The organism is Salinihabitans flavidus (genome assembly GCF_900110425.1).
Taxonomy (GTDB): Bacteria; Pseudomonadota; Alphaproteobacteria; order Rhodobacterales; family Rhodobacteraceae; genus Salinihabitans; species Salinihabitans flavidus.
In genome coordinates this window covers 12,065-27,169 of record NZ_FODS01000032.1, presented here as the reverse complement: position 1 = coordinate 27,169, position 15,105 = coordinate 12,065, and the positions used below count along the sequence as shown (strand labels likewise).

Below are 15,105 nucleotides of genomic sequence, written 5' to 3'. Positions count from 1 at the left end.
GACGCGCCATCACGCCCCCATAGTGTCCACTATCTCGTAGTGGACACTATCGATCACCCTCTATGCGCGGCAGAGCAGTGACGCCGGACGCTTACTTTTTTTCGCGTGAATGCAACGCTGAGATCTGGTCAGTGGAACCCAGACTGCACCAGTGCGTTGTCATGTCGCAGAAGGTTCATTCTCATGTCGAACGCATGGAGAACGGCGATGACCACAAAACATACGGTCCGCCTTGGTGCCGTCCTGGCCGCAGGGTGTGCCGTGAACACCGCCCATGCGCAGGATGTGCAAACCGATGCCGAGAGCGCGCGTTCCGGCAAGATAGGCGAGATCACGGAGAAGATTGATGTGGCCAGCGAGAGCACGTTCACACTCGTGGCCGGGAGTGAGATCAGCGACCTTGAGTCACTGATCGGATTGCGAGTTTACGATCCGAATGACGAGTGGGTTGGCGAGATCAGAGGTTTGGGCAAAGGAGATTCGGCTGCCAGGCAGGTCGTGGTGATCGATATCGGCGGTTTCCTCGGCATCGCAGAAAAGCCCGTTGCGGTGGTGACGGCCGATATCGAAGTGGCGGTGACCGCCGAGGGCAAGTTTGATCACGTGGTCGTTGCAAAGACCATGAACGAGTTGGAAGCTTTACCCGAGTACGGGACTTGAGCAGACACAATCGCGGCGAACTGAACCCGGGGGCCTTGCTATTGGTCGCCATCAATATCGTTTAGCGTGATAGGCTGGATTTCGGGATCGAACGGGGCCGGCGTGAAGGTCAGGCAGAAGTCATATGCCTCGTCCGTCTGGACGGTTTGGACCTCCCCGCCAATCTGTTTCGAAAACCCGGCGATCAATGACCGCCCCAGGCCCGATCCCTGCACCTGCGCGGGCGGCAGAAGGGGCACGCCAACTGAATTGAACACTCGAAACTCCGCGTGACCGCCCCCGGGGTCGGAAAGCGTGACCGACAGCATGGGCGGCCCTTCTGCCGGACGACCAATGTATTTTAACGCATTGGTGACCGCTTCCGAGGCGAGCAGCAGGAAAGGTACCGCCTGATCGGGGTAGAGTAGAATCCGATCATAGGATTGCGACACCTGGATCTCCCCAACACCGCTGGAGCCAGCGGTGATCGTGGCATCTATCACCTCGGCCAGGAGCTCGTCCGCTCGCACCTTTCCGGTGAAATTATTGGTATAGAGCGCCTGATGCACCGTGGCGATGCTCGAAACCCGCATTCGCACCTCGCTCAGGGATCGGCGAGCCTCATCCGATGTGGCGCGGCGGAACTTAAGATTCACAATGGAAGCAATAAGTTGCAGGTTGTTCTTCACCCGATGGTGCACTTCCTTCAAAAGGACATTCTTCTGCCGCACCATCTCTTCAAGTTCGGCCTCGTCACGCACCAGTTTTTCTGCCAGTTTGACCCATACCGTGTCGATTTCCCTGAACTCGCGTGGCAACTGGCGCTTTCGCGTGATCGGCTCTATGCGGCGTGAGAGTGCGAATTCGGACATGTTCGTCTTCAACCTGGAGATCCTGCGGATCACCGTGCGGTTGACGGTCGTGAAGGCAACGACCAAACCCACGATGAGCATCAGCGCGGGAAACACAACCGTCGACAATCGTGCCCACCCCATCGTCGGGTCAGCATTCCAGCTTCCAAGGGCGTAAGCCACACCTGGAAAGATTGGCACCACTGCGAAGGTGCGTTTCTCGCCTGCCTGAGTATGCCCGGAGAAGGCATATTGGTGCATCGAGATCAGCGAACTGAGCGACCTCCCGGCCGGCAGCTCCCTTGACAGTGCGTCTTGGCCCGCGTCGGAAGACAGGACCGCGCCCGCCGCGTTGAAGGTTACGATATCGAGAGGTCTATCGGATGGCGTTCCACCAATAATCTTGTGGATGCGCGTGTGCGGCACGGAAATTGCGACAAACCCTTGGTATTTTGTTCCAACGAAGACTGGAGCGGCCACCACGATCACCGAGTGGCCCCCGATTATGCCCTTGCGGTTGGCAACCACGGTCGGCTTCTTGTCGACCTCCATCGCCTTGTAGACGACGCCCTCGCGGATGTCTTGGCCCAGGGCGCTGGACCCGCAGACTATCTTGCCGCCGGCCGACGCGTACCCGGCGAATGAGAATTGCAGGTTTTCGCGAACCACACTCTCAAACATCGCCGAGCAATCTGCAGTCGCGCTGCCGCCGCGGCGGATGATTTCTGCCGTCAGCGTGGACGCTGCCCCGCGGGCAGACGCGATCGCGAGCGCTTCTCCGATCGCCGCCTCTGCCGTGGCTGTCAGCAAGACGGTTTCCTTGCGCCGGGCTTCTTCACGGCTGATTTCCACGGCTTGAGCAATCGCGATGGCGCCGATTGGCAGCATCGCAATGGTAAGCGTGCCCGCCACGCGGGTCGCCAGACCATCAAACGGTCGCGAAAACAATCTTATCAAGACGCGCGTCCGGTCGGATTGCCGGCGTTCACGACGGCTGCGGTAACTTGGTCTGTCATGTCCTGATAGCTCCCATCGTCTGGACTCAGAAGTTCAACCAGCCGGGCGCGTCCTCTGTTTGTCCTGCTCTTGATCGTGCCGACGGCCACGCCACACATCTCGGCCGCTTCCTCGTAAGAATAACCCGACGCCCCCACCAATGCGAGCGCCTCGCGTTGAGTAGCGGGAAGTGTGTTGAACGCGACCATGAACTCGTTCATCTGCAACCGTCCATCATGCGCCGGTTTCTCTGCCAGAGTGCCGGCGAAATGATCATCGGGATCAGCGACTTCGCGTTTGCTCTTTCGGCGGGAGGAATAGAATGTGTTGCGTAAAATCGTGAACAGCCAGGCCTGCATGTTAGTACCGGCTTCGAACTGGCTGATGTTCTTCCATGCCTTGACCAGCGCCTCCTGAACAAGATCGTCAGCCTCGGCGTGATTGCCGGTAAGCGACAGGGCAAAGGCACGCATGGGACCAAGATGGTCAACGATCTCATCGCGCGGGTCGACCGCCCGTGGGCGGTCATTTTTCCGTGTCATCTTGAGACTCATCCTGTTCGCGGAGTTTGGTCAACAGTTCGAGAAACTGTTCGGGAACGTCCTCTTCTGCTCGCCGGCGGAAGGCCCGCCGCAGGTTGTCTGTAATCTGCTCTTCGATTGAGCTTTCTCTGTTTTCTTTTCTCATGTGCGCCTGCTTACCCCTTCCCTACGTGAAAAAAACAACTTCATTCTAGGAACCAAATGCAGCAACAATTCGTTTGGTTCCGTGAAAATGGGTGAAGGGACAAGATCACATGACCAAATCGTCTGCAAATCAAACTGAAGAAGCGCTGTCAGTCATGGTCGCAGACCAGCTACCCTATCTCCGCCGCTATGCCCGCGCCCTGTCCGGGAGCCAGCAGTCCGGGGATCGGTATGCCGCGGCGACGCTTGAGGCCCTCTTGTACGACCGATCGGTGTTCGATGAGGGGCATTCCCAGAAGGTCGCACTCTTCAAGGCCTTTCACGCGATCTGGAAAGCGACAGGCGCGTGGGGTGAGTTCGACGAAGTTGCCGAGATAGATAGCGGTATCGTCGCACGCGCCCACAAGCACCTTTCCAAACTCACCGCGAACACGCGTGAAATTCTGCTTCTGCGCACGATCGAGAGGTTCACCCCCGAGGACGTCGCTGCAATCGTCTCGCTGTCTGTCGAGGAGGTCAACGAACTTTATGACAAGGCACTCGCCGACATGCAGGACAGCGTGTCGGGCAAGGTTCTTGTCATCGAGGACGAGACCATCATTGCCCTCGATCTGGAGTCGATTGTTGCCGAAACGGGGCACAAGGTCACCGGGGTGGCGCCAACCCACAAGTCCGCCATGGACTTGTTCGCGCGCGAGCGGCCGGATCTGATCCTGTCCGACATCAGGCTGGCGGACGGCTCATCCGGCATTGATGCGGTGAATGAGATTCTCCAAACCTCGGGCGACGTGCCGGTCATATTCATCACCGCCTATCCTGAGGAACTCCTGACCGGGGAGCGGCCGGAACCTGCATTTGTCATTACCAAACCTTACTCCGAGGAGCAGGTGCGTTCGGCCGTGAGCCAGGCAATGTTCTTTACCTCGACTGAGACTCTGGACGCCCGATACGAAGGGGAGGAAGGACGAGAGGCGCCGACCATCGGTTAGGCGTCTCGTGTTTTCAAGGCAAGCCAACAAGGTTCGGGATATACTCGGGCCTGCGGAATCGTTTCCCGGGTCCGCTTCGGGTGAAGTGTCAGATTCTGCATCGCGCTATGCCAGGCTTGAACGGGAACCTCCGCGTCGCGGGGTGCGCTGCCATGCAACGCGCGCGCCCCACCCTACCGAGGCTCGCGGCTTCCGTCATTCTTCGGCCTGCCGGGCCGTATCGCTGATCGCCTCTCCGGCTTTCTCTATATCCTGCCCGGCGCCTTCGACCGTTTCACAACCGTCTGCGGCAAAAACGGCAAGCAGGGAAAGAAGCGAAATGTGTTTGTGTAACATGATACCTCCGTATCGAATGAAAACGCACTGTCCGGTCCTGTTGCGCTCGCGCCGCAGTTTCACGGGAATGGACCAGGAATCCACGCCGGGACACCGCCATATCGCAGACAGCCTCCGCGGATCAGGGCGAGCGGTCCCGCAGCGCGCGAGCAACTATCGCCACGACGAACAGGATCAGGAATATGAAGAACAGGATCTGAGCTATTCCGGCTGATGCCGACGCGATGCCACCAAATCCGAAAATGCCTGCGATGATCGCGACAACGAAGAATGTAAGTGCCCAATAGAGCATATCTGCCTCCTTCAAGCTTCAAGGGTCTCGATTCCTGCAACAACGCACGATGTGTTTCGGTAGTTCCCAAAAAAGATTCTCTGAAAGCACGGCATTTTTTGCCCTGATCGGAACATCGCGCAGGCCTGCCGCGTTGAGACCCCAATATTCAACGAAAGAGGTTTCACGATGGCTCAGACCAAATCCAGCGACGCATCGGCAGACGCATCGGCATCGATGCAAAAAGATCTCGAACAGCTGAACGAGCAAATCGCTGCTCTGAAACAAGAGGTTTCGGCAGTTTCCAATACATTGTCCGGATTGGGCAAAACAACTGGCAATGCAGCTGCCGCCCGCACACGCCAAAAGGCCGAAGAATTGCGCGAGGCCGGTGAACACCACATAGAGGTCGCAAAGCACCGCGCGGAAGAAATCGGTCAGCAAGCCACCGATGCCGTGCGGCAGCAACCTGCGGCTGCCATGGGCCTTGCCGTTGGCGTGGGGTTTCTGTTGGGGTTCCTGTCGGGGCGGAAGTAGCCGATGACCGGGGTTCTCAGCAGAATACGGGCGCGCGCGCGCGCCGCCGCATTCAGCGTCGTTGGAATCCTGCTGGGCCTGGTCGGCATGGGGTTTCTGACGGTCGCGCTTTGGATTTTCATCGACTCTCGCGAGGGAGCCTTGGTCGCATTCACGGTGATCGGAGGGATTTATGCGGTGCTGGGTTTCGTGTTCATGATGTTCGGCGCACATGTCAGCGCATCTGGGGGTGACGAAAGGGCATCGGACCCTGGTGCCCCTACGCACGAAGAGCCGCCGCAAGATCCTTGGGTGCGGGTCGCGGAAGGATTCGCAATCGGGCTGCAAGCCGGACGCAACGCCCGTGATCCGCGCCGCTAGGTCTGCACAAGGGTGTCAGGTCAAATGCTGGCGCCAGAAGAAAACGGGCGCGCGTCGCCGCAATCGTCAAGAGTTCCGCTATCCTGTTGAAAGGGTCCATATCCCTGATCCGGAACCTTCTCACACCGCTTTGACGCAAGAGCCAGCTCAACAGGCTTCCCCGCTTCCCGAGCGGGGAAAATTCTCGCAACGCGCGGGGCGGATATCTGGCGCCGCCAACGCGCAAGGCGGAAATGGGTTCCGGAAAATCTCTCGGAATATTTCTCCCCGGGTTGGAAACCTTTCTCGCCCAGTTTCGTTGATTTTCAAGGCGCCGGAAACGAAGCGACGCCGGATCTTCACGACGCAAAGGAGAAGCGTGATGAGACAAATTCTTGCATATAGCGCCATCGCCGCACTTTCCGCGACGCCGATTCTGGCCGAGTCGCATAGTTCCACCGAAGGGGACATGCAGACCTCGCCCTCAACGGAAAGTTCCGAAAGCCAGACCGATATGAATGTCGAGGATGGCCAGGATGCGGACATGAACACGCAGGAATCGGAACTCACAAGCGAAGAGCGTGAGCAACTGACAGCCGAAGAGATCAAAGGGCAAACGGTCTTCGATGCCAATGGCAGCGAGGTGGGCGAGATTTCAGAGATCCTGCTCAACGATGACGGCCAGATCACCGAAGTTGTGATCGACGTCGGCGGCTTCCTCGGCATGGGGGCGAAATCCGTCGCCGTGGCTTTCGCTGATCTCAATCTGATGCGTGACAGCACGGAAGCGGACGGCAGGCTGCATATCTCCACCATGCATACCGAAGAAGACCTCGACAACATGCCGGAATGGGACGGCTGACGTCTGCGGCGTTTCGCCAACTGACCATACCGGCCGACAAGGGCGGCGCGTGACTACGTCGCCTGTTCAAACCTGAAGGAGAAATCCCATGTATACACGCAATATCACCCTTGCAGCCACTGCGCTGAGCCTCGCTGCGGCCCCGGCTATGGCCGCGACCGTTCAGGCCGTCACCGACCTGAACATGCGTGCCGGACCGGGTCCGCAGTATGAAATCATCGGTGTCATTGACCAGAAAGGCAGCGCTGAAGTGGAGGGCTGTTTCGAGGAAGGCAACTGGTGCAGGGTTTCCTATGAGGGGAACACTGGCTGGGCCTACGGAGAATACCTGACCGATGAGGTATCCGACAGCTACGTTCCGATCGTGTCCGAACAGTCCACTGTCGAAATCGGCACCGTGACCTACGAGAACGAGGAGCACGATCAAGCGATTGTCGGTAGCGGCACTGCCGGGGCGGTGGCTGGCGCGATCATTGGCGGTCCGGTCGGGGCCGTGGCCGGCGCAATTGCCGGTGGCACCGCGGGCGCTGCAGCGGAACCGAGAGAAGAGGTGGTCCGCTACGTGCGCACCAACCGGCTCGAACCGGTCTACCTGGAAGGTGAAGTGGTCACGGGCGTTCAGTTGCCCGAGTCCGTCGACCTTCAGGAGATTCCGAATTCGGAATACCGCTATGTCTATCTGAATGGTGCGCCGGTCCTTGTGGACGCCGAGAACCGCACCGTCGTGCACATCGCTCGCTGATTGATGGACGAGCGAATGGGGCAGCGCCCGCGCGCTGCCCCAGATTTTCCCGGAGCATCGGCAATCGGATGATCGCCTGAAGGCTCTCCATCCCCCGATTATCCCGAACAATCGACAATGCCGAGCACGACAGGCCGCTTGCCGGCCATTCCGGTGTGGTGAATCGACCCGTTCGCAATCAGCACGACGCCGGGCAAATGAGAACATCCGTGGAACCACGAGGCTCGACCCGCGTTGAGCTAGTATCGAGATTGAACAAGGAGGCCCGAGATGACGCATCAAGGAACACTAAGCTGCACGACGGCTTTGACCCTATGCCTCGCGCTGACGGTCCCGGGGGCGGGCTTGGCTCAGTCGAACGTCCCCTGCGTGGATGCCGAAAATCAAGCTTGCGAAAATGGCGAAGATCGAGGCGTGCTTGCCAAGGTCATGGCGTTTCTGGATGCGGGCCAGACACCCACAGAGGCTCAAATCGAGCAATTGAACAAGGGCGAGCTTCTAAAGCTCATCAAGGCACGCGATCTGGACATCGATCCACGCGGCATGCCGCCCGAGGACCTTCGAGCCGCGGTCCAGGCCGAACTTGCCGAACGGACCGACGCCAACGCGGAGCCCGCTCAATCGGAAGACCGGGAACGGGCCGACACGGGTGAAGGCGTGGTGGAAGAACTCGCACAGGCCCTGTCATCCAGCGTGGATGAAGAGCAGGCCCAGGTCGAAACCGAAACGCAGGCCGATACAGAAACCGAAACGCAGGCCGATGCAAACGCCCGGACTGGCGACGACACCACGTCCGGGAACCTCGAAGAGTTGACGCGTCAGGATCTCGACCGCATGGACCGGAACGCACTGATAGAGGTCATCCGCCGGCGCGACCTCGCCATTGAGGTGCAGAATACGCAGACCGCAGAGCTTCGGACTTCCGTGAGCCGGGAACTGGGCCTGATGGAGAATTCGCCTGAACAGCGCGCCGAGCAGACGGGCGACACCCTCGGCGACGCGCTGGAAGATGCGGCCGAGGGGGCGGTTGACGAGATCAGGCAATCGCTCGACATAGGTGAGTCTGAACGCGAGGCGGAAACTGACCGTCGCCGCGCCGAGGAAGACGCCGCTGAGGGCGAACCCCTGGCCGCCACGACCGATGCCGAGACAGATGCCGAGGCCGAGGTCACGACCCGAACCGTGACCGAAGAGTCCTCAAGGTCGAGCGACGAGGAGTTCGAAACGCAGCTCACAACCGGCGCCGAAGCAACAGCCGGAACACAGGCGCAGAGCGACGATGACGACGGGCTCAGCACACTTGGCAAGGCAGCCGCGCTGGGTCTCGGCGCACTGGCGCTGAACGAGATACTTGGGGCCAACGACGAGGTCGTCACCAGTTCCAGAGATCGGGTTGTCGTGCGGCAGAATGGCGAGCTACGCGTGCTGAAAAATGACGACGTCCACTTGCAGCGGCCGGGCAACGAGGTGCAAACGAGCACCTACAAAGACGGCTCCACCCGCACTGTGATCACCCGCGCCGATGGCAGCAAGGTCATCACCGTCCGCGCTGCGGACGGCCGGGTCCTGCGCCGCGTCCGTGAACGCCCCGATGGCACACGGGTCGTCATCTTCGATGACACGCAGCAGGAGTATGAACCAGTCAATGTCCGAGAGTTGCCAAGGCCCGATGAGCGCGGCGTAACCTACTCGAGGAATGACAGTGCCGCCCTTGAATCCGCGCTGAGAGCGGAATTGGCTGCCGATGTTGACCGTCGCTTTTCGCTGCGGCAGGTGCGCAATATCCGCTCCGTTCGCAAGCTGATGCCACCCGTGACACTGGACGCGGTGCATTTCCAAACCGATTCTTCGGTAATCCGCCCTCGTGAGGCCGAGGATCTGGCTGACCTGGGTCGGCAGATGGTCGACGTCATCAACCAGAATCCGGACGAGGTATTTCTTGTCGAAGGTCACACCGACACTGTCGGAAACGCGAGCTACAACCTCGCCCTGTCAGACAGGCGCGCGGAATCCGTCGCACTGGCCTTGATCGAATACTTCGATGTTCCGCCGGAGAACCTGGTGATTCAAGGGTATGGCGAGTCAGATCTTGCCGTAGCGGTGCGGGGACCGGAGCGGGCCAACCGCCGCGCGACGGTGCGCCGCATCACACCGCTTCTGCGGCGCGCGGAACGATAAGGCTGGCTTGGGTGTTCGGTGGCGTTGAAGCCACCTCCGATGGTCGAGGATTCACATTGTGAAGCCGCTCGATCATCGCCCCTCCTGCGCTTGACGAAATATCAGGCAACCGCCTCCACTCCGGCAGTGACGGAAACTTCTCACCCTGCCCGGTCTCGCGCTACGTCGCGAGATTACCCTGCGGGTTGTAGGCGGTTGTGTCGCCCTTGGGCCGGTTTTCGTCAGGCATTTCGCCGGTCACAAGATAGATCGTCTGCTCCGCGATCGACGTGGCATGATCGCCCATGCGTTCGATGTTCTTGGCAATGAAATGCAGGTGCATGCAGGCGGTTATGTTGCGCGGATCCTCCATCATATGCGTCAGCAGCGCGCGAAACAGCGTATTGTACATCTGGTCCACTTCGAGATCGCGGTCGCGCACTTCCATAGCCTTTGCTGCGTCGCGCTGGATATAGGCTTCCAGTGCATCGGCCAGCATCTGCTCGACCATATGCGCCATGCGCCGCAACGCCGGTTCCGTCCCGCCGATCGACGTCGTATCGATCAGGACAGTGGTGCGCTTGGCGATATTCTTGGCATAGTCGCCGCAACGCTCCAGATGCGAGCACATGTTCATCACGGACAGGACCGTGCGAAGATCGCTTGCCGCGGGCGCGCGCAATGCCAGAACGCGGGCGGCCTCGGCCTTGATCTCCTCGTCCATCGCATCGATGACCCTGTCGCCCTGCCGCACCTCCTCGCTCAATTTCAGATCGCGTGTTTCCAGCGCCTCGAGCGCGCGGCTTATGGCCTTCTCGACCTGATCGCCCATTTTCATGAGCCTTGCCTGAAGCGCTTCCAGGTCACGATCGAACGAGGAAACGATATGTTGCGACGTCATCCTGCCTCTCCTTATCCAATCCGGCCCGTGATGTAGCTTTCGGTCCGATGGTCCTGCGGATTGGTGAAAATGCTGTCGGTCTCACCAAACTCGACGAGCTCGCCAAGGTGGAAGAACGCGGTATTCTGGCTGACGCGGGCGGCCTGCTGCATGGAGTGGGTGACGATCACCACGGAATACCGCGTGCGCAACTCGTCGATGAGTTCCTCGACCTGGGCGGTCGCGATCGGATCGAGTGCCGAGCACGGCTCGTCCATCAGCAGAACCTCGGGTGAGGTGGCCACCGCGCGGGCGATGCAGAGCCGCTGCTGCTGGCCGCCCGAAAGCCCGGTACCGGGGGTGTCGAGTCGATCCTTGACCTCCGTCCAGAGAGCCGCGCGGCGCAGCGCCTTCTCCACAACCTCATCGAGTTCGGCCTTGGAGCGGGTCATCCCGTGGATCTTGGGGCCGTAGGCGACATTCTCGTAGATCGACTTGGGGAAAGGGTTGGGTTTCTGGAACACCATTCCGACCTTGGCACGAAGCTGCACCGGGTCGATCCGCTTGTCGTAAATGTCCTCTCCGTCCAGTAAGATATCGCCCTCGACGCGACAGTTGTCGATGGTGTCGTTCATGCGGTTGAGACAGCGCAGGAAGGTGGACTTGCCACAGCCCGACGGGCCGATGAACGCGGTGACGGTCTTGTCTTCGATATCGACATCCACATCCTTGATGGCTTGCGTGTCGCCGTAGAAGACCTGAACCTTGCGGGCGGAGAACTTGGTGGCATTCTGGGTCATAGTTCTCTCCGAACTGGGTGTATCGTACATGGTGAGGTCCTCTTTTACCATTTCCGCTCGAACTTGTTGCGCAGGAAGATCGCGAGCGCGTTCATTGCGATCAGGAAGGTCAGCAACACCAGAATTGCCGCGGACGTTCGGCTCACAAATCCGCGTTCCGGGCTGTCGGCCCAGATGAAGATCTGCGTCGGCAGGGCGGTGGCGCTGTCGAACGGTGTCGAAGGCGCCGAGGTGATGAAAGCGTTCATCCCGATCAGCAGCAGCGGCGCGGTCTCGCCAAGGGCCTGAGCCATCCCGATGATCGTGCCTGTCAGGATGCCGGGCATGGCCAGCGGCAGCACATGGCCGAACACGACCTGCTGCTTTGACGCACCAACGCCAAGGGCCGCTTCACGTATCGAGGGCGGAACGGCCTTGATCGCCGCGCGCGTCGCGATGATGATGGTCGGCAGCGTCATCAGCGCCAATGTCATCCCGCCCACGAAAGGCACGGAGCGCGGCATGCCGAACCAGCCGATGAACACCGCAAGCCCCAACAGGCCGAACACAACCGACGGCACGGCGGCAAGGTTGTTGATGTTGATCTCGATCAGGTCGGAGATGCGATTTTTCGGCGCGAACTCTTCAAGATAGATCGCCGCTCCGATGCCGACGGGAAACGACAGAAGAAAACAGACAAGCAGCGCATAGGCCGATCCGATGATCGCCCCTTTCAGCCCGGCCACTTCCGGAAAACGCGAATCGGCGTTGGTCAACAACGCCCAGTTCAGGGGCTTCGCGACATATCCGCCCTCGACAAGCTGGTCGAAGATCTCGATTTCCCGGTCGCTCAGACGGCGGTTTTCTTCCGGCGTGTCGCGATCGAGCATCCCCTTGTGGAGTTGGTCATACTTGTCCGCAACGGGCAGCTTCAACTCGACCGTCTCACCGACAAGGTCGGGATTGGCCACCACGATATCGCGCAGCGTGAACTGTGCCCGGTTCGACAGGATGTCGGTCAGCCGATCGGTGTTGTCGGTGTCTGCCCCCCCGATGACCCGATTGCTGACGATGTCGAGAGCAAGCTGGCGGAAGTTGCCGTCGCTCGGATTGTCCGGATCGACAAGGGCCGGATCGATCCGCGCCTCGACCACCAGATGGGTCTGGGTAAAGGCCTGATAGCCCGTGGAGATCAGCGACCCGACCAGCAGGAACAGCATCGCGAACGCGATCGAGATGGCCCCGATCCCGAGGGTTTTCAGCATGAACTGACTGCGTTTGCGCTTGCGCAGGTGCGCTTTGATCTCTGGCGAGGCCTTATCGAACCTAGCGGCGGTGGAATCTGTCATTGCAGGCGTCCTAGTCGTAGATTTCACGATATTTGCGCACGATACGCAGCGCGGCAACATTGATCACGAGCGTCATCAGGAACAGCCCCATGCCAAGCGCGAAGGCCGAAAGCGTCTTGGGGTTGTCAAACGCGGTATCGCCGATCAGCAGGGTGACGATCTGAACGGTCACGGTCGTGACGCTGTCAAGCGGGTTGATCGTCATCTTGGCAATCAGCCCCGCGGCCATGACAACGATCATGGTCTCCCCGATGGCGCGGCTCACAGCCAGAAGGATACCGCCGACGATACCCGGGATGGCCGCAGGGAATAGCACCTTTAGCACCGTTTCGGCAGGCGTTGCCCCGACCGCGAGCGATCCGTCGCGCAGGCTGCGCGGCACGGCTGCAAGCGCGTCATCGGCAAACGATGAAATGAACGGGATCAGCATGATCCCCATGACGCTGCCTGCCGCCAACGCGGTATTGGGCGCGATGGGTATGCCGAGATCACCGCCGATATTGCGCAAGGCCGGCGCGATGACGAGGATCGCGAAAAAGCCGTAGACGACCGTCGGCACCCCTGCAAGAATCTCAAGCACCGGCTTGACCACCGCACGCACGCGAGCATTGGCGAACTCGTGCAGATAAATCGCCGACAAGAGTCCGATGGGCGTGGCGATGAACATCGCCACCGTGGCGATCACAAGCGTGCCAAGGAACACCGGCAACATGCCAAAGGCACCCGCCGCCGCGATCTGATCCTCGCGAATCGGGATCTGCGGCTCCCACGAGGTGCCCAGAACGAAATCCCAGAATGGCACCATCTGGAAAAAACGAATTGTCTCGAACAGCAAAGACGCGACTATCCCGATGGTGATGAAGATTGCCGTGGTGGCGCAAGCCACCATCAGACGGTGCACGATTGTCTCCAGTCCCTGACGCGCCCGGAAATCGGCGGTCACGCGCCGCCGCGCCACATAGAGCATGACGGCCGCCAGCGCCGCGGTCGATGCCACCATGAGCCAGGCCGATATGGCGCGCAGCGTCTCCAGCCGCTCGGCCGCGTCGAGTTTCCATTGATCCGGCGTTCCGAAGATGCGCCCGCCCGCGATCGACTGGATTTCGGCCATGATCAACTGGACCTCGCCGACGCCCAAACCCTCGAGCTGTCCCTCCGGCAGGCTGCTTTTGACAAGGAATTCGATGACGCTCCCCTGAAACAAAAGCCAGAGAATGATCAGCATGAAGGTCGGGATCAGCACCATCAGCGCCGCATACCCACCGTGAAACCCATTGAGGGAGTGCATCTTCGCGCCGCCATCGCGAAGGGCGCGCGCAGCGCGCAGATTGAGAATATAGCCGATCACCACGGCGGCAAACAGGATAGTGAAAGCAACGAGCGTCATGGCGTGGCCTGCTGATTTTTAGTCAATATGACGCCCCCGTCACCCGGACGGGGGCGCCGTGTTCAAGGCAATAGGCCGAAGCTTATTCCTTGGGGTCCATGGCAACACCGTCAAGCACACGCTCTTGCAGCTCGGCGCGGCGCTCGTCGTTGAGCGGCACAAGGCCACGCTCGGACAGGTAGCCGCCGGGTGCCAGCGCATCCTCGGACATGTATTCCGCGACGAACTCATTCAGGCCGGGGATCACGCCGCGGTGTGCGTTCTTGACGTAGAAGTAAAGCGGTCGCGACACCGGGTAGGATTTGTCGGCGATGGTGTCGAAATCGGGCTCGACGCTGTCGATCTTCACGCCCTTGAGCTTGTCCATGTTCTCGTACAGGAAGGAGTAACCGAAGATGCCAAGCGCGTTCTGGTCGCTGTCAAGACGCTGAACGATCAGGTTGTCGTTTTCGCCGGCTTCGACGAACGGCCCATCGGTACGCATGCGCGAGCAGTTTTCGTCGATCCAGTCGCCGTCGAAATCGCCGTTGGCCACATAGTCGAGCTCTTCACAACCGGCATGCATCGCCAGCTCGACAAAGGCATCGCGGGTGCCGGAGGTTGGCGGGGGGCCCAGCACGACGATGTCGGTCGCGGGAAGACGGCTGTCAATGTCGGACCACTGGCTGTAGGGGTTAGCGGCCCATTCACCGTCAACCGGAACCTCGGCGGCCAGCGCGAGGTAGATTTCGCCAAGCGACAGATCCCAGTCATAGTCATTGTCGCGCGATACGGCCAACGACAGGCCATCGAAGCCGATCAGCGCCTCGGTCACATCGGTCACGCCGTTCTCGACGCATTTTTCCCATTCCGACGCCTTCATGGCGCGCGATGCGCCGGTCAGGTCGGGATGGCTTTCGCCGATGCCTTCGCAGAAGATCTGCATGCCGCCTCCGGTGCCGGTGGATTCAACGACGGGTGAAGGCGAACCGGTGTTGTTGGCGAATTGCTCGGCCACGGCTTGCGTATAGGGGAACACGGTCGACGAGCCGACGATGCTGATCTGGTCACGCGCGGCAGCCGCCGTCGCGGACACCGCGGCCAGCGCCAAAGCCGAAACGGAAAGTTTGGTGAAAGACATGAAAGCTCCTGCTATCAGTGTTTGGTAACGAACAGACCCCGGATAGGCGGATTACATGACAGTCGTGCAATAGTTTTGTAACAGTAGTATGAAGGTCGCGGCGGGTGGCCATATTTGCCATGACCTTCCAAACTACGCAGACGGGGGCGATGCAATCCACCGGGTTATCTGATGCGCTTTGCGGC

Annotated in this window: 17 protein-coding genes; 7 read left to right on the top strand and 10 right to left on the bottom strand. The window is 60.0% G+C overall.

Annotation, left to right across the window (positions count from 1 at the left end; genetic code table 11):
- The first annotated feature begins 207 nt into the window (after nt 1–207).
- Nucleotides 208–660: a hypothetical protein gene (locus tag BMW66_RS17660; RefSeq protein WP_093120391.1), complete on the top strand. Its 453-nt coding sequence runs from the start codon at nt 208–210 to the stop codon at nt 658–660.
- A gap of 38 nt (nt 661–698) precedes the next feature.
- On the opposite strand, the gene BMW66_RS17655 is transcribed toward BMW66_RS17660, so the two are convergent.
- From BMW66_RS17655 to BMW66_RS20115, 3 genes are read right to left on the bottom strand one after another with little or no spacing between them, the layout of a single operon-like run.
- The gene (locus tag BMW66_RS17655; protein WP_139196224.1) at nt 699–2,402 is read right to left on the bottom strand and encodes a sensor histidine kinase; all 1,704 of its coding nucleotides are present in this window, start codon (nt 2,400–2,402) and stop codon (nt 699–701) included.
- A 41-nt stretch (nt 2,403–2,443) separates the two neighbouring features.
- Complete coding sequence (locus tag BMW66_RS17650) at nt 2,444–3,040, bottom strand: RNA polymerase sigma factor (protein WP_245729536.1); 597 nt, start codon at nt 3,038–3,040, stop codon at nt 2,444–2,446.
- Nucleotides 3,012–3,173: a NepR family anti-sigma factor gene (locus BMW66_RS20115; RefSeq protein ID WP_139196222.1), complete on the bottom strand. Its 162-nt coding sequence runs from the start codon at nt 3,171–3,173 to the stop codon at nt 3,012–3,014. The genes BMW66_RS17650 and BMW66_RS20115 overlap by 29 nt, the downstream gene beginning before the upstream one ends.
- Before the next feature lie 109 nt (nt 3,174–3,282).
- On the opposite strand from BMW66_RS20115, the gene BMW66_RS17645 reads away from it, so the two are divergent.
- Complete coding sequence (locus BMW66_RS17645) at nt 3,283–4,161, top strand: response regulator (RefSeq protein ID WP_093120387.1); 879 nt, start codon at nt 3,283–3,285, stop codon at nt 4,159–4,161.
- A gap of 195 nt (nt 4,162–4,356) precedes the next feature.
- Here the strand turns inward: BMW66_RS17645 and BMW66_RS17640 are convergent, their stop codons facing one another.
- Together BMW66_RS17640 and BMW66_RS17635 are read right to left on the bottom strand one after the other, a co-directional pair.
- The gene (locus tag BMW66_RS17640; RefSeq protein ID WP_093120385.1) at nt 4,357–4,497 is read right to left on the bottom strand and encodes an entericidin A/B family lipoprotein; all 141 of its coding nucleotides are present in this window, start codon (nt 4,495–4,497) and stop codon (nt 4,357–4,359) included.
- A 121-nt stretch (nt 4,498–4,618) separates the two neighbouring features.
- Entirely contained in the window at nt 4,619–4,789 is a 171-nt protein-coding gene (locus tag BMW66_RS17635) for a DUF1328 domain-containing protein (protein ID WP_093120384.1), read from the bottom strand.
- A 168-nt stretch (nt 4,790–4,957) separates the two neighbouring features.
- Here BMW66_RS17635 and BMW66_RS17630 point away from each other — a divergent pair, with 168 nt between their 5' ends.
- From BMW66_RS17630 to BMW66_RS17610, 5 genes are all read left to right on the top strand, one after another.
- Entirely contained in the window at nt 4,958–5,305 is a 348-nt protein-coding gene (locus tag BMW66_RS17630) for an ElaB/YgaM/YqjD family protein (RefSeq protein ID WP_093120382.1), read from the top strand.
- Nucleotides 5,306–5,308: 3 nt separating this feature from the next.
- Entirely contained in the window at nt 5,309–5,665 is a 357-nt protein-coding gene (locus tag BMW66_RS17625) for a phage holin family protein (RefSeq protein ID WP_093120381.1), read from the top strand.
- Between the two features lie 361 nt (nt 5,666–6,026).
- Nucleotides 6,027–6,506: a PRC-barrel domain-containing protein gene (locus tag BMW66_RS17620; protein ID WP_093120379.1), complete on the top strand. Its 480-nt coding sequence runs from the start codon at nt 6,027–6,029 to the stop codon at nt 6,504–6,506.
- Nucleotides 6,507–6,594: 88 nt separating this feature from the next.
- A complete protein-coding gene (locus BMW66_RS17615; protein ID WP_093120378.1) occupies nt 6,595–7,248 on the top strand; it encodes a DUF1236 domain-containing protein in 654 nt (217 codons plus the stop codon).
- 429 nt (nt 7,249–7,677) lie between these two features.
- Nucleotides 7,678–9,426 carry an OmpA family protein gene (locus BMW66_RS17610; RefSeq protein ID WP_245729535.1) on the top strand — a complete coding sequence of 583 codons (1,749 nt, stop codon included), beginning with the start codon at nt 7,678–7,680 and terminating at the stop codon, nt 9,424–9,426.
- Between the two features lie 160 nt (nt 9,427–9,586).
- Here BMW66_RS17610 and phoU read toward each other — a convergent pair whose 3' ends face one another.
- From phoU to BMW66_RS17585, 5 genes are all read right to left on the bottom strand, one after another.
- The gene (gene phoU / locus BMW66_RS17605) at nt 9,587–10,306 is read right to left on the bottom strand and encodes a phosphate signaling complex protein PhoU (protein ID WP_093120376.1); all 720 of its coding nucleotides are present in this window, start codon (nt 10,304–10,306) and stop codon (nt 9,587–9,589) included.
- Nucleotides 10,307–10,317: 11 nt separating this feature from the next.
- Nucleotides 10,318–11,085, bottom strand: coding sequence for a phosphate ABC transporter ATP-binding protein PstB (pstB, locus tag BMW66_RS17600; RefSeq protein WP_342741887.1), 768 nt, complete (start codon nt 11,083–11,085; stop codon nt 10,318–10,320).
- Between the two features lie 44 nt (nt 11,086–11,129).
- The gene (pstA, locus tag BMW66_RS17595; RefSeq protein WP_093120373.1) at nt 11,130–12,413 is read right to left on the bottom strand and encodes a phosphate ABC transporter permease PstA; all 1,284 of its coding nucleotides are present in this window, start codon (nt 12,411–12,413) and stop codon (nt 11,130–11,132) included.
- Between the two features lie 10 nt (nt 12,414–12,423).
- Nucleotides 12,424–13,800, bottom strand: coding sequence for a phosphate ABC transporter permease subunit PstC (gene pstC / locus BMW66_RS17590; RefSeq protein ID WP_093120372.1), 1,377 nt, complete (start codon nt 13,798–13,800; stop codon nt 12,424–12,426).
- Nucleotides 13,801–13,882: 82 nt separating this feature from the next.
- Nucleotides 13,883–14,920 (bottom strand): substrate-binding domain-containing protein, encoded by a 1,038-nt coding sequence (locus tag BMW66_RS17585; protein WP_093120370.1) that lies wholly within the window; start codon nt 14,918–14,920, stop codon nt 13,883–13,885.
- Nucleotides 14,921–15,105: the final 185 nt, after the last annotated feature.

Excerpts from the sequence above, each read along its gene's own strand:
- BMW66_RS17630 (WP_093120382.1), top strand. The coding sequence starts at position 4,958 with ATGGCTCAGACCAAATCCAGCGACGCATCGGCAGACGCATCGGCATCG.
- BMW66_RS17645 (WP_093120387.1), top strand. The coding sequence starts at position 3,283 with ATGACCAAATCGTCTGCAAATCAAACTGAAGAAGCGCTGTCAGTCATG.
- pstB (WP_342741887.1), bottom strand. The coding sequence starts at position 11,085 with ATGACCCAGAATGCCACCAAGTTCTCCGCCCGCAAGGTTCAGGTCTTC.
- BMW66_RS20115 (WP_139196222.1), bottom strand. The coding sequence starts at position 3,173 with ATGAGAAAAGAAAACAGAGAAAGCTCAATCGAAGAGCAGATTACAGAC.
- BMW66_RS17625 (WP_093120381.1), top strand. The coding sequence starts at position 5,309 with ATGACCGGGGTTCTCAGCAGAATACGGGCGCGCGCGCGCGCCGCCGCA.
- BMW66_RS17660 (WP_093120391.1), top strand. The coding sequence starts at position 208 with ATGACCACAAAACATACGGTCCGCCTTGGTGCCGTCCTGGCCGCAGGG.
- BMW66_RS17620 (WP_093120379.1), top strand. The coding sequence starts at position 6,027 with ATGAGACAAATTCTTGCATATAGCGCCATCGCCGCACTTTCCGCGACG.
- pstC (WP_093120372.1), bottom strand. The coding sequence starts at position 13,800 with ATGACGCTCGTTGCTTTCACTATCCTGTTTGCCGCCGTGGTGATCGGC.
- BMW66_RS17585 (WP_093120370.1), bottom strand. The coding sequence starts at position 14,920 with ATGTCTTTCACCAAACTTTCCGTTTCGGCTTTGGCGCTGGCCGCGGTG.
- BMW66_RS17610 (WP_245729535.1), top strand. The coding sequence starts at position 7,678 with ATGGCGTTTCTGGATGCGGGCCAGACACCCACAGAGGCTCAAATCGAG.
- BMW66_RS17640 (WP_093120385.1), bottom strand. The coding sequence starts at position 4,497 with ATGTTACACAAACACATTTCGCTTCTTTCCCTGCTTGCCGTTTTTGCC.
- pstA (WP_093120373.1), bottom strand. The coding sequence starts at position 12,413 with ATGACAGATTCCACCGCCGCTAGGTTCGATAAGGCCTCGCCAGAGATC.
- BMW66_RS17615 (WP_093120378.1), top strand. The coding sequence starts at position 6,595 with ATGTATACACGCAATATCACCCTTGCAGCCACTGCGCTGAGCCTCGCT.
- BMW66_RS17635 (WP_093120384.1), bottom strand. The coding sequence starts at position 4,789 with ATGCTCTATTGGGCACTTACATTCTTCGTTGTCGCGATCATCGCAGGC.
- BMW66_RS17650 (WP_245729536.1), bottom strand. The coding sequence starts at position 3,040 with ATGAGTCTCAAGATGACACGGAAAAATGACCGCCCACGGGCGGTCGAC.
- phoU (WP_093120376.1), bottom strand. The coding sequence starts at position 10,306 with ATGACGTCGCAACATATCGTTTCCTCGTTCGATCGTGACCTGGAAGCG.